This is a genomic window from Salinicola sp. NYA28a (genome assembly GCF_976982775.1).
The window spans coordinates 1,301,675-1,314,310 of the sequence record NZ_OZ334582.1; the positions used below are offsets into that span (position 1 = coordinate 1,301,675).

Here is a 12,636-nt window from a genome sequence, read left to right on the forward strand (position 1 = left end):
CCTTCAGCGCTCGGTAGGTCGCGACAGCGACTCGATGATCTTGCACTCGCCGATGGTCTCGGCCCGACAGGCTCCTTCCAGACGATCCAGCTCCTGCTCCAGCGCCTGGAGATCCCGAATGCGGTCGCGGACATGCTCGCGCTGTTGATGGATGATGGCATCCACCTGGTGACAGGGAGCCTCGCGTTCATCCGAGAGCCGCAGCAGCGCTTTGACGTCGTCGAGCCCCAGTCCCAGGTGACGACAGCGTCTGATGAAGCGCAGACGGTCTCGTTCGACCGACGAGTAGAGTCGATAGCCCGAGGCCGTACGCCTGGCGGCGGGCAACAGATCCGCCTTCTCGTAGTAACGGATGGTGACCGCTTTCACACCGGTCAACCTGGCAAGCTGGCCGATCGTGTAGGGCTCGGGCGGGGTAGCACAGGCATGATTCATCGGCTTGACTCTATAGCGACTATAACCCCCGATCCTATCAGGAGTGACGAATGGGAGTGTAATGATGGATGCCTGCTGCGAAAACAAATCCAGTGAACTGGCCCTGTTGCGTGAGCGTCAGGCAAAGGTGCTTTACGCCGTACTGGCGATCAACGGGTTCATGTTTCTGTTCGAGTTCATCGCCGGCTGGGTCATCGGCTCGACGGCCTTGCTGGGGGATTCGCTCGATATGTTCGGCGATACCACCGTCTACGCGCTGACGCTGTACACGCTGCATCGCAGCGACCGGGAGAGAGCGGCGGCCAGCCTGGTGAAGGGCGGCTTCATGCTGATATTCGGTGTCGCCGTGATCGGCGAGGCCATCTACAAGAGCGTGGCGGGCGCCGCACCCACGGCAGAGGCGATGGGAGTCGTCGGGGTGATTGCACTGATGGCGAACAGCATCTGCTTTTTGATGCTCTACCGCTTTCGCAGCGACGACATCAACATGCGCTCGACCTGGCTTTGCTCGCGCAACGACCTGATCGCCAACACGGGCGTGATCATTGCAGCGGTGCTGGTCGGTGTAACCCGGACGCGCTGGCCGGACGTGGTGGTCGGCCTGATCATTGCCGGACTGTTTTTGCATTCCGCGTGGCGGGTGCTTGGCGAGGCATCACGAGAGTGGCGTGCTTCCGGGCCTCGTGCGGTCAAGGCAGAAGGTGAGGGGAGCGAATCAGTCGCAAAGCGCGATACCTGTCAGCAGTCATCGTGCTGTCGCTGACAATTGGTTTGGATTGCGCCTGGTAACGACAGGAGATTCTCACGAAGGCGGATTTCCCCAATTGGATTAATGACGCGGCTCAGCCGTTGCCATGAGTCCGGTCAGTCTATTTTACGGTTTCATGGGCATGGCTGCGTGATTGGTTGCCTTGGAGTGGGTAATGGCTAAATCTTGGCATTACGGCTTGCTACCCACGAGGGCTGCCATGAGATTACTGCTCCACCCAGGACACGCAAAGTGCGGTTCGACCAGCATACAGCGTTCGCTCATTGCCAATCGCCAGGTATTGGCGGATCACCGTGTCGTCGTGCCGGATCCTCAGTTGCGCTTGCCCGGCGAGGCAGGGTTCGATTCTCAGGGCGAAACGCCGCGGGAGTTCTTTCGCCGGCTGATGGAACTCGGCGATATCGGGCCCCTTGAAGCACGCTTGCGGGCCTGGCGGGAGTCGCCATCGTGGCCGGACGCGACGTTCGTGATTTCCGCGGAAAATCTGATCAATCATCTGATGGGACCGATCGGAGAGCGTATCCACCGTGCACTTGCCGACTACTTCGATGTCGTCCAGGTGATCTATTACATCCGTCGCCAGGACGACTATCTTCTTTCCGCCTGGCAGCAGTGGGATTTCAAGGAGGGCAAGACATTCGCGGAATACAGCCAGGAGGCGTTGCGTCGCGCCAATCCGCACTATCTGGCGGTCGGGCAGGCCTTCGGCAAGCTCTACGGCGCGGATAGTGTCACGATAAGACCAGTGCTGCCGGAGGCGTTGCGCGGCGGTGAGCTACTGCAGGACTTTTTCGGCCGTCTGGTCGATGACCCGTCCACATTGTCGTTCGATCAGGCCCGTAGCAACCTCAGCTTGAATCCCTTTCTCTGCGAGGTGCTCGCTGGGCGAAAAACGCTCTTTCGGGATATCCACGACGACAGTCTGAAACAACGGCTGATCAGGACGTTCGGCGCCGACAGCGAGTTGTTCCAGAGGGAGGCCTCCTTCATGGATCCCGCGTTGGCGAGGCATATCATGGCGCATCATCGGGAAGAGAATCTTCGCCTTCAGAAGCATTTCTTCCCGCACGTGTCATTCGAGAAGGTGTTCGGCGGTCGCGAGCAGGATGGCCCGGGCGACGATGAGCGGCTGCGGATATCGCGGGAGCGAGCAGGACAGCTGCAAAAGCGTGTGATCTGGGATCTACTGGAACGGTTGTAATCGAATCCCGAAACGCCAAGGACTCCGCCCTGACGGAGGGTTACGCTCGGCTAGCGCAGCTGGCTGTCTTTGCTACCGCGGCGATTGTAGTTGGCACGATGGGTCTGGTGGCGGTCCGCTTCGCTCTGACAGGCGATGCATAGCCGAACGCCAGGTACTGCCTGACGACGCGCCTCCGGGATCGGGGCTTCGCACTCTTCACAGATCGCCAGGCTCGGACCCTGGCCGCGGAGCCGCTGGCGGGCTTCCTGAATACCGTCTTCGACGGTGCTGTCGATTTGCTCCTGCACTGCGCCATCTTTTGCCCAGCCGCTAGCCATGGATGCTCTCCTTTTGAAACCTGTCGGTACGCTCTGGTCTCATCGAGCAGGGCGGCAGAGGGTCATGTCTCGCAAGGCCGCCATGATATTGCCTGCGCGAGCGCCGAGAATCAGTCGAAGTCGACGAACTCATGGGTCGCCCGAGTGGCATGCTGGTGCGGCGTCTCATGTACACAGATGACGCGACACTTGGCAACGTGCGTCACCTTGTGCGATACGCTGCCGATCATCAGGCCTTTGAACTGTCCTACGCCACGGCTGCCCATCACGATGGCATCGACGCCCAGCCGTTCGGCTTCGGAGACGATGACGCGCGCTGGCGACCCCTGCTTGATGAGGAGATCGAATTCGCCGTTATAGCCGGGGAAGGAGGGGAGGGTATCCAGCGCGGCATCGAGAATGGCACGGCCTTCCCGATTGGCAGTCTCTACCGAGGCAGCCTTGATCGCCGCTTCGACACTCAATAATTCGGCGTCGTGCAGCTGTGGGTAGGGATCGCGAACGTTCAACAGGTACAGCTTCCCCTGTACCGGTGCCGCCAACTGGCAGGCGACGTTGAGCGCGATGTGGGAGTCCTCGGGTAACTATTCAGGTCACGCTGCCTGATCCAGGCCGTCCCGACGCATGAATTCGGGCACTTCACCGGCAAACAACTGTTCTAGTGCGGTGTGCGCTGCCAGGCCCTGCTTGACCGCCGTCGAGAGGAAGCTGCGCATCCGGCAGAAGATCTCGGCACCTTCCCAGGAGCGGAAACAGCCTGAAATCTTCTGCTGGACCTTGGTCATCCGCAGGTCACGCTCCCCTTGGTTATTGGTGAAGGGCGCGGCGGGGTCGTCGAGGAAACGCAGCACATCGTCCTCGTACGCCTGGAGACGTTCGAGCAGGTTACGTGCCTTGGTACGTTTGGCACGACCGCGCTTTCCCGGTGGTGGTGGGATCGGTGGCGGACACTCGGTCTCACCCTCTGTCAGGCACTGCCGATAGCGGACTCGCCAGCGTTGCGCCTCTTCGGGCGAGAGCGTGCCACCGGCAGCGTCAACGGCCTGATGCATCTCCAGCAGCAGATCATGCAGCGCCTTGGCCCACTTTTGGTGGTCATTTTCCCAGGCCGCAGTCAATTCACGCAGGTGATGGGCGTTGCAAAGTGCGTGGCGGCAATCCGCGTAGCGGTAGTAAGGCTTCCAGTGATCATGCACCAGCACCCCCTGGACATAGGGCAGGATGCCGATGGCATCCATGGCCTCCTGACCTCGCTTGGCGTGAGGCGCCAAGTAGGTCAGGGCGTCATTCGAGGCGCTGTGCAGCCAGTAGCGCTTGCCGCCGACCTGCATCCCGGTCTCGTCGGCATGCACGGTCGCGGCTTGCCTCAGCGCCGGGATCGCCCACTCGGCAAACGCCTCGGCGCGCTGATAGGCCTCTTGATTGAAGGCGAACAGCGTGCCGGTGCTCAGCGATAGATCGCACTGTGAGGCCAGCAGCGCCTGGATGCGGGCATAGGGCAGCAACTGATACTGCGAGAGATAGACGACATGCGCCTTGAGACGTGGGCCATACTGGATCGGGCGGGTCACGCCGTCGGGAAACGGCGCCACATGGCGCCGCCCGAGATCGTCCTCCAGCACCTCGGCGCGATACTCGGTGACGACGGCCTGGATCACGATGTCTTGCACCTGGCGCGTTTCGATGCCGACCGAGCGATAGGTGCGCCCTTTGGGCAAGGTGCGGCGATCGACGCGCAACGACACGATCTCGTCGGGATCGGTGACCGGCGCCAGCGTCTTGCCTTCGTGACCCGGTTGCCCGCCAGGGCGACGCTCGCCCTTGGCCCGGGAACGGCGTTGGCGGTTGGGGTCTTGTGACGGCGGCTTGCTGCTGTTGCGGCTGCTGGTGGCCAGTCGGTCGGCCATCAGCTTGACCAGCAGCATCAGCACGTCGATGGCAGCACGCAAGGAAGGCGAGACCGTGTGGTCTTCCTTGAGCTGCTGCCGGACCCGTTCCAGGGCCTCGTCGACGTTGATATCGCTGATGGTCATGTCACCGCATAGACGTGCCGAAGGATCAGGCACACTATGCCAAAAAAATCAGGTGGTTGGCGACATGCCATCCGCAGCCACCTGAATAGTTACGTCCTCGGAACCATCGATAGGAACCAGCAGCGACTTGAACATGGGCACCTCTCGGTTGTGACAGCATCGAATGGAAGCGCTCGGGGAACGCCTGGTCTCTGGTCGTCACCGCGCTGCGGCTCTCCGACTCGCTTTGCGACTATCAACATATGCCATCCGCGAGGAATGTCATAGTGGATAAATGTCGCACGACATGACGCATTACGATCGGTCTCGAAGGCCCTAGCGGTCCGTCCCGACATGGCGCTGCGTTGCGACATCGTCCAGCCAGCTGCGAGGGCCGACGCTGTCGATGACGCGCAGTGACTCGCCACTGCTTTCGGCGGTGAGATGAGCATCGGTGGCGACCAGCACGGTGCCCGGTTCCAGCAGGGGCAGCACCTTTCTTTTGAAGCCCTCCGGCACGGTCACCTGATTGACGATGTCGGCCGGCACCGCCTGGCCGGCTTCGTAGCCCGGTACGCCAATCGCAATCCACGTCGGCATGGGGGGCGTGCGCGGATGTGCTTCGTCGCCTTCCCGAGAGAGTTGCCGCGGGTTTGGGGGCTGGAAATGCCCTTCGACGATATAGGCGCGGGTACCCGTCATGATGTCCGGTCGACCGAGCTCGACGCGCGAGCGTCCGATCTCGACGCCGTTGCGATAGACCACGATCATGCGATCGCTGCGGCTCAATACCATGGAAACCGGGCCTTGGGTGGGCGGATCCATGACCCATCGCCAGCTGCTGCCACTGGTCAGCATCGGCATATCGATATCGGCACCGGTGTCGGCATCGATGGGGCTCAACGGGCCCGGATGAACGACCGAGACGGGCGCCTGGCCCTCCTGTGCCACGACAACGGTCATGCCGATATTGGAAGCATCGAACAGCAGGCGTGCAAATTCGCTCGGCAGATGGATACAGCCGTGGGATTCGGGATAACCCGGCAGGCCGCCGGCGTGCAGCGCCACGCCGTCCCAGGTCAGGCGCTGCTGATAAGGCATCGGCGCATTGCCGTAGAGGTTGGAGCGGTGGTCCTTGTCTTTCTGCAGCACGGTAAAGACCCCGGTCGGCGTTTCGTAGCCCTCGCGACCGCTGCTGATCGTGGTCACCCCGATCAAGATGCCGTTGCGATAAACATAGGCGCGCTGTTCGGTCAGGCTGACGATGACGGCCAGCGGTCCGCCGCGCTTGTCGTCGCCGCCCCAGATCCAGGCCCCCGGTGAGAGATGATCCACCGGTGTATCGACGGGGCTGGATTGCTTTTCGCCCCAGAAGGGCACCGCGAAGCTCGTTGACGAGAACAGCAGGGCGGCGGTCAGTAGCAGTATGGTTCCAAGACGCGACATGCTGGCTCCCCGATTGGCCTTCTCTTTCTCAATGTCGTACGCGCGAGTCGGTCTGGCAACCCGCCGGCGCTAGCCTGCCTGGTCAACGCGAGCTGAGGAGAGCGTCGTCAGGGCTTTCGCGATCGTCGATACGGGCCTGAGCGCATTGCGCCAGCGCGGAATGCATCAGCCACTCCCGCTCGGGGTAATAGGAGAAGACGAACTGGCCTTCCTTGAGAACGTCGATGACGTCACCAGCGACATCCGGGCGCAGGGCAGGGCAGCCCCAGCTTCGCCCCAGCCGGCCCTGGCGTTCGCCGCTTTCTGGATCGACGTAATCGGCGCCGTGTATCACGATGGCGCGACTCATGGCGGCATCGTTGAAGCCGGGTTCCAGTCCATCCAGACGCAGCGAGTAGCCGTTCTTGCCTTCATAGGTCTGGCGAGTGACGAACAGCCCCAGGCTCGAGGCATGCGAGCCTTCCTGATTGGAGAATCGATCCGGAATATCGCCGCCCGAGCCCTGGCCGTGAGCCACGACTTCCCGATACAAAAGCTTGTCGTGCTTCAGGTCGAAAACCCATAGACGCGGTGTCAGCGAAGAACGGCTGTAATCGATGACCGCGAGGCGCTGTGCGGTTTCGCCCACGCCATGGCGCTGCGCGCACTGCATGGTCGCAAGCCCGAGGGCGATGACATCCGGGTCCGCATCCGGCGCGAGACGCTCGAGCGATGTCGCGGTGGGTCGAGACACCGTGTCGGCGCGGGCCAGCAGGTCGGGGGAAACTGGTGGTGTCGCCGCGACCGCGGGTGCTGCGATCAGAGTCGACGCCATGCTGCCTACCAGAAAGCACAAGGCGGCCGAGCGGGATACCGAGGACAACGAGGGTAGCGAGAAGAGGGTCTTGATCATCGAAGCAGGACGAACCGTGCCATTGGAGGGTCTTCAGCATGCGGGACGATGCGAAGCCAGGCAAGCACCGCGAAGTGTGGCTCTGCCACTAAAGTCTAGATGTCATTACTTAGCCTTCTTCGTAAATTGACGCGGATAGCCAGACTGCGACCGCTATTGGTTCGCCAAACGTACCGATAAAAGTACCTGCCGGATGCCCACAAGGCGTCCTCTCTGCTCCAGGGGCCCTAGATGATTACATTCATTGCATCGATCCTGCTTTTGATAGTGGGCTACTTCACGTACGGAAAATTCGTGGAACGGGTGTTCGTGACCGACCGCAAGCGTCGCACGCCCGCGTTCACCATGCGCGACAACATCGACTACGTGCCGATGAACACGACGCGCAACTCGCTGATTCAGCTGCTCAACATCGCCGGTGTGGGACCGATTTTCGGTCCTATCCTCGGCGCGCTCTATGGCCCGGTGGCCTTCGTCTGGATCGTGATCGGCTGTATTTTCGCCGGCGCCGTGCACGACTATCTGACGGGCATGATCTCGATCCGCAATCACGGTGCGCATCTGCCGCAACTGGCCGGCAAGTTCCTGGGCAAGATCATGAAGCATGTCGTCAACGGCTTTGCCATCCTGTTGCTGCTGCTGGTGGGTACGGTCTTCGTGACGTCTCCCGCGGCACTGCTGGCCAACATGACGCCGCTGTCGATCACGCTGATCACAATGGTGATTTTTGCCTACTATCTGGTGGCGACGTTGCTGCCGATCGACAAGGTGATCGGGCGTATCTATCCCTATTTCGGTGCGCTGCTGCTATTCAGCGCACTGGGCATCGGGCTCGGCATGATCTTCACTGGCGCACCGATCCCCGAGCTGTCGTTCCAGAACATGCATCCGCAAGGGGCTCCGATCTTCCCGCTGCTGTTTTTGACCATCTCCTGCGGGGCGCTTTCGGGCTTCCACGCTACCCAGACGCCGATCATTTCGCGGACGACCGAGAACGAAGGCAATGGCCGCAAGATCTTCTACGGCATGATGATCACCGAAGGCGTCATCGCGATGATCTGGGCGGCAGCCGCCATGAGTCTTTTCCATGGTGACCAGTCGCTGTCGGACGTGCTGGCGGCCGGTGGCCCGGCGGCAGTGGTCAGTGAAGTTTCCACCACCATGCTGGGCGCCATTGGCGGTACGCTGGCGGTTCTCGGCGTGATCGTGCTGCCGATCACTTCCGGCGACACGGCATTCCGTAGTGCGCGCATGATCATTGCCGATTATCTGAAGATCGATCAGCGCCCCATCGTCAAGCGCATCTTCATTGCCGCACCGCTGTTCGTGGTCTCCTACGGACTGACGCACATGGACTTCACGCTGCTGTGGCGCTACTTCTCCTGGGCCAACCAGACCACGGCCGTCATCGCGCTGTGGGTTGCGACCATGTATCTGGTGCTGGCGCGTAAACCGCATCTGATCACGTCGATTCCGGCGACGTTCATGACCATGGCGACCTTTACCTATCTCGCCTATGCGCCGATCGGTTTCGGCCTGTCGCTGCAGATGAGTTACGTCGTGGCTGCCATCGGTACGTTGATCTGCATCGCGCTGTTCATGAAGCGTGTACGCCGCCTGAGCGGTGGCATCTTCGCCGTCGACGAGCCGGAAGTGCCGACCTTCAAGGATGGCAAGCCGACCGGCGCCCTGGCCACGAGCTGATCGCCGATTCGCTTCATTGAACGAGCCTGTCCGACCAACGGGCTCGTTCGGCAAGAGTTTTCAACGGGAACGCTCGACAAGCGCTTTCGACAAGAACGCCTGACAGACAAGTCCGTTCGATGCACGGACTTCATGCAGCACAAAGAAAACGGGCCCGTGCCATTGGCACGGGCCCGCTTCTTTTCAGTATCGCCGCTATCGGCGCAGGGCAGGTCGATGACCGGCTCGGCGATACCGGGCCGGTCGATCGATCAGGACGCCTGGTAGAGCTTGTTCAGCGCGGCGTTGAGCGTCTTGCTGGGACGCATGGCTTCGCTGACCAGCTCGCCGTTGGGGTGGAAGTAGCCCTTGATGTCCACCGGCTTGCCTTGCACGGCATTGAGCTCGTCGACGATCGTCTTCTCGTTGTCGCTCAGCGTCCTGGCGATCTCTTCGAACAGCGACTTCAACTCGCTGTCCTCGGTTTGCGCGGCCAGTTCCTTCGCCCAGTAGAGCGCCAGGTAGAAGTGGCTGCCGCGGTTGTCGAGCTCGCCGACCTTACGCTTGGGCGACTTGTCGCTGTCGAGGAATTCGCCATTGGCCTTGTCCAGCGTGGCCGACAGGATCTTGGCGCGAGCGTTGTCGAAGGTGCTGCCGAGGTGCTCGAGCGAGGCTGCCAGCGCCAGGAATTCACCCAGCGAGTCCCAACGCAGGTGGTTCTCTTCCAGGAACTGCTGGACGTGCTTGGGCGCGGAGCCGCCGGCACCGGTCTCGAACAGGCCGCCGCCGTTCATCAGCGGCACGATGGAGAGCATCTTGGCGCTGGTGCCGAGCTCCATGATCGGGAACAGGTCGGTCAGGTAGTCGCGCAGCACGTTGCCGGTCACCGAGATGGTGTCCTCGCCCTTGCGGATGCGCTCCAGCGAGACCTTCATCGCTTCTACCGGCGCCAGGATGCGGATGTCCAGACCGCTGGTGTCGTGATCCTTGAGGTAGGTCTCGACCTTCTCGATCAGCTTGGCATCGTGGGCGCGGTTGGCGTCGAGCCAGAAGATGGCCGGTGCGCCGCTTTCGCGGGCTCGGCTGACGGCCAGCTTGACCCAGTCCTTGATCGGTGCGTCCTTGGTCTGGCACATGCGCCAGATGTCGCCGGCTTCGACGTCATGGCTGAACAGTGTCTGGCCGTTCTCGTCGGTGACGACGACGGTGCCGTCTGCCGGAATCTGGAACGTCTTGTCGTGGGAACCGTACTCTTCGGCCTTCTGTGCCATCAGGCCGACGTTGGGCACGCTGCCCATGGTGGTCGGGTCGAAGGCACCGTTCTTCCTGCAGTCCTCGATCACCGTCTGGTAGATCGTGGCGTAGCAGCGGTCCGGGATCACCGCCTTGGCGTCATGCAGCTGGTCGTCGGCGCCCCACATCTTGCCGGAGTCGCGAATCATCGCCGGCATGGAAGCGTCGATGATCACGTCGCTGGGCACGTGCAGGTTGGTGATGCCCTTGTGGGAGTTGACCATCGCCATCGGCGGGCGCTCTTTGTAAAGCGCTTCGATGTCGCTCGTGATCGCGTCGCGCTGTTCGCTCGGCAGCGACTCGATGGCGCTGTAGAGATCGCCGATACCGCTGTTGGGATTGAAGCCCGCGAGCTTGAGCGCGTCAGCGTGCTTCTCGAGCACGTCCTTGTAGAACTCTTCGACCACGATGCCGAACATGATCGGATCGGAGACCTTCATCATGGTCGCCTTCAGGTGCAGCGAGAACAGCACGTTGCGTTTCTTGGCGTCCTTGATTTCACTGTCGATGAAATTGCGCAGGCGGCGGCTGCTCATGCATGCAGCATCGACGACTTCGCTTTCCTTGACGGCGAGGCCATCTTTCAGCGTGATATGGGTGCCGTCTTTCTGTTGCAGCTCGATCTTGAGCTTGCCGGCCTTGGCGATCACGGCGGACTGCTCGCTACCGTAGAAGTCGCCTTCGCTCATGTGGGCGACGTGAGACTGCGATTCGCTGCTCCACTCGCCCATGCGGTGCGGATACTTGCGGGCGTAGTTCTTGACCGACTTCGGGGCACGACGATCGGAGTTACCCTCACGCAGTACCGGGTTGACCGCGCTGCCCTTGGCCTTGTCGTAGCTGGCCTTGATCGCTTTCTCTTCGTCGTTCTTCGGCTCGTCCGGGTAGTCCGGCAGGGGATAGCCCTGGCTCTGCAGCTCCTTGATCGTGGCCTTGAGCTGGGGTCCGGAAGCGCTGATGTTGGGCAGCTTGATGATGTTGGCTTCCGGCGTCGTGGCCAGCTGGCCCAGCTCGGCCAGATCGTCGCTGACGCGCTGCTCGTCATTGAGCAGGTCCGGGAACTGCGCCAGGACTCGAGCGGCCAGGGAAATATCGCGAGTCTCGACCGTGATGCCGGCAGTACCGGTGAAGGCTTCGATGATCGGCAGCAGAGAGTAGGTGGCCAGGGCAGGCGCTTCGTCAGTCAGGGTGTAGATGATCTTCGGCGTATTGGACATGTCTATTCGTTAACCTCTCTTTGGCAATGGCACGAAGTGTCGAGCGCTTACGGAAACGCGAATGCGCGTCGCGCTCCCTGTGCGGACCGAGGGGAACGATTCGATCCGTGGAGCGCGATGCACCACGATGGCGGCCTTCGAGACCCTGATGAAGGTCGCCATCGCGATCTGAACTCGGTCGCGGCATCGACGATCGAAAGTTGTCGACAACCTGCGGTCGCGCCAGAGTATACCAGCGCCACGTGACCAACGCATTCACGCGGCCGGTCCGATCATCGCGGCTAGCGGAGCGACACGATCTCCACCCAATTGGTCTTGTTGCCGGTCGGCGCGTCGCTGACGTGAACCAGTTCGCCGCTGGTCGGCTCTATGCGATAGAGCGCCAGGTGATCGCTCAGTTCACCAGCGGCCACCAGATAGCGGCCGGTAGGGTCGACCTCGAAGCCGCGGGGCTGCTCGACGGTGGGCTGGTTGCCAACGAAATGCAGCTCGCCGGAATCCGGATTGGCCCGCAGCGTGCTCAGCGTGCTGCTGGTGCGCTCGGAAAGGTACAGATGACGGCCGTCCGGGGTGATGTGCAGATCGGCCGCCCAGATGCGAGGCGTCTCGTCGCCGGCGGGGATCTCTTCCCGCGGCATGCCAGGCGCCAGGTTCATCCCTTCGGGAAGCCCTTCGCAGACGGCGATCTGGGTCAGGGTTCCATCCTGAGCATCGAGTTCGAAGGTCGTGACGGTAGCGCTGAATTCCCCCAGGACATAGACGAACCGACCGCTGGGCGAGAACACGAAATGACGCGGGCCGGTGCCATCGGCCGTCCTGGCCGCGGGCGGGTCATTGGGGACGAGGGCGCCATCGGCGAAATGGAACTGGGCCAGCCGGTCGTCGCCCAGGTTGGTGGCGAAGACATGGCGATTGTCCGGCGTGGACAGGATCGCATGGGCGCGGCTGCCGGTCTCCAGTGTCTGCGTGGCATCGCCGGCGACCCCGTTGTCATCGATGGGGCTGACACTGACCAGATTGCCGCCGTAGGAGGCTGCCAGCAGGTAACGCCCGGAGCGATCGGTCGCGATATAAGCCATGCTGCCATAGAGCGCGCCGCTGCCGAGCGGGGTCAGGGCGCCAGTGCCCGCTTCGATGCGATAGCTCAGCACCCGTAGCGGATCGCTGCGGATGGCGGCGTAGAGCATCTGCTTGTCGGGGCTGATGGCCAACGGCATGACGTTTTCGGCCGCCTCTGTCGTGGCCAGCGGGATCAGCTGTTCGGTCTGGCGATCCAGGCGATAGCTGCCGATGGTTCCGTCGCCTGCGTTGGCGGCGTAGACGACGGTATCGATAGCAGGTTCGGCTGGGTTCATGGCGCTTTCCTTA

General features: G+C 61.9%; 11 protein-coding genes. 3 read left to right on the plus strand and 8 right to left on the minus strand.

The window, feature by feature from the left end:
- Positions 1–3: 3 nt before the first annotated feature.
- Positions 4–435, minus strand: a complete 432-nt coding sequence (locus tag ACWHY3_RS05910) for a MerR family transcriptional regulator (RefSeq protein ID WP_448127823.1) — start codon at positions 433–435, stop codon at positions 4–6.
- 64 nt (positions 436–499) lie between these two features.
- Between ACWHY3_RS05910 and ACWHY3_RS05915 the strand changes: the two genes are divergently transcribed.
- Together ACWHY3_RS05915 and ACWHY3_RS05920 are read left to right on the plus strand one after the other, a co-directional pair.
- Positions 500–1,198 (plus strand): cation transporter, encoded by a 699-nt coding sequence (locus ACWHY3_RS05915; RefSeq protein ID WP_448127824.1) that lies wholly within the window; start codon positions 500–502, stop codon positions 1,196–1,198.
- Between the two features lie 160 nt (positions 1,199–1,358).
- A complete protein-coding gene (locus ACWHY3_RS05920) occupies positions 1,359–2,405 on the plus strand; it encodes a hypothetical protein (protein ID WP_448127825.1) in 1,047 nt (348 codons plus the stop codon).
- A 50-nt stretch (positions 2,406–2,455) separates the two neighbouring features.
- Here the strand turns inward: ACWHY3_RS05920 and ACWHY3_RS05925 are convergent, their stop codons facing one another.
- From ACWHY3_RS05925 to ACWHY3_RS05945, 5 genes are all read right to left on the minus strand, one after another.
- Positions 2,456–2,725, minus strand: coding sequence for a DksA/TraR family C4-type zinc finger protein (locus ACWHY3_RS05925; RefSeq protein ID WP_087720065.1), 270 nt, complete (start codon positions 2,723–2,725; stop codon positions 2,456–2,458).
- Between the two features lie 110 nt (positions 2,726–2,835).
- Entirely contained in the window at positions 2,836–3,291 is a 456-nt protein-coding gene (locus ACWHY3_RS05930) for a universal stress protein (protein WP_256961313.1), read from the minus strand.
- Positions 3,292–3,318: 27 nt separating this feature from the next.
- A complete protein-coding gene (gene tnpC, locus ACWHY3_RS05935; protein WP_023004967.1) occupies positions 3,319–4,758 on the minus strand; it encodes an IS66 family transposase in 1,440 nt (479 codons plus the stop codon).
- Positions 4,759–5,073: 315 nt separating this feature from the next.
- Positions 5,074–6,183 carry a L,D-transpeptidase gene (locus ACWHY3_RS05940; RefSeq protein WP_087718094.1) on the minus strand — a complete coding sequence of 370 codons (1,110 nt, stop codon included), beginning with the start codon at positions 6,181–6,183 and terminating at the stop codon, positions 5,074–5,076.
- An 82-nt stretch (positions 6,184–6,265) separates the two neighbouring features.
- On the minus strand, positions 6,266–6,997 hold the full coding sequence (locus ACWHY3_RS05945; protein ID WP_448127826.1) for a murein L,D-transpeptidase catalytic domain family protein: 732 nt from the start codon (positions 6,995–6,997) through the stop codon (positions 6,266–6,268).
- 309 nt (positions 6,998–7,306) lie between these two features.
- Here ACWHY3_RS05945 and ACWHY3_RS05950 point away from each other — a divergent pair, with 309 nt between their 5' ends.
- Entirely contained in the window at positions 7,307–8,779 is a 1,473-nt protein-coding gene (locus tag ACWHY3_RS05950) for a carbon starvation CstA family protein (RefSeq protein ID WP_087718093.1), read from the plus strand.
- Between the two features lie 251 nt (positions 8,780–9,030).
- Here ACWHY3_RS05950 and ACWHY3_RS05955 read toward each other — a convergent pair whose 3' ends face one another.
- Both ACWHY3_RS05955 and ACWHY3_RS05960 read right to left on the minus strand, forming a co-directional pair.
- A complete protein-coding gene (locus tag ACWHY3_RS05955; protein WP_087718092.1) occupies positions 9,031–11,268 on the minus strand; it encodes an NADP-dependent isocitrate dehydrogenase in 2,238 nt (745 codons plus the stop codon).
- A gap of 281 nt (positions 11,269–11,549) precedes the next feature.
- A complete protein-coding gene (locus ACWHY3_RS05960; protein WP_448127827.1) occupies positions 11,550–12,623 on the minus strand; it encodes a lactonase family protein in 1,074 nt (357 codons plus the stop codon).
- Positions 12,624–12,636 lie beyond the last annotated feature (13 nt).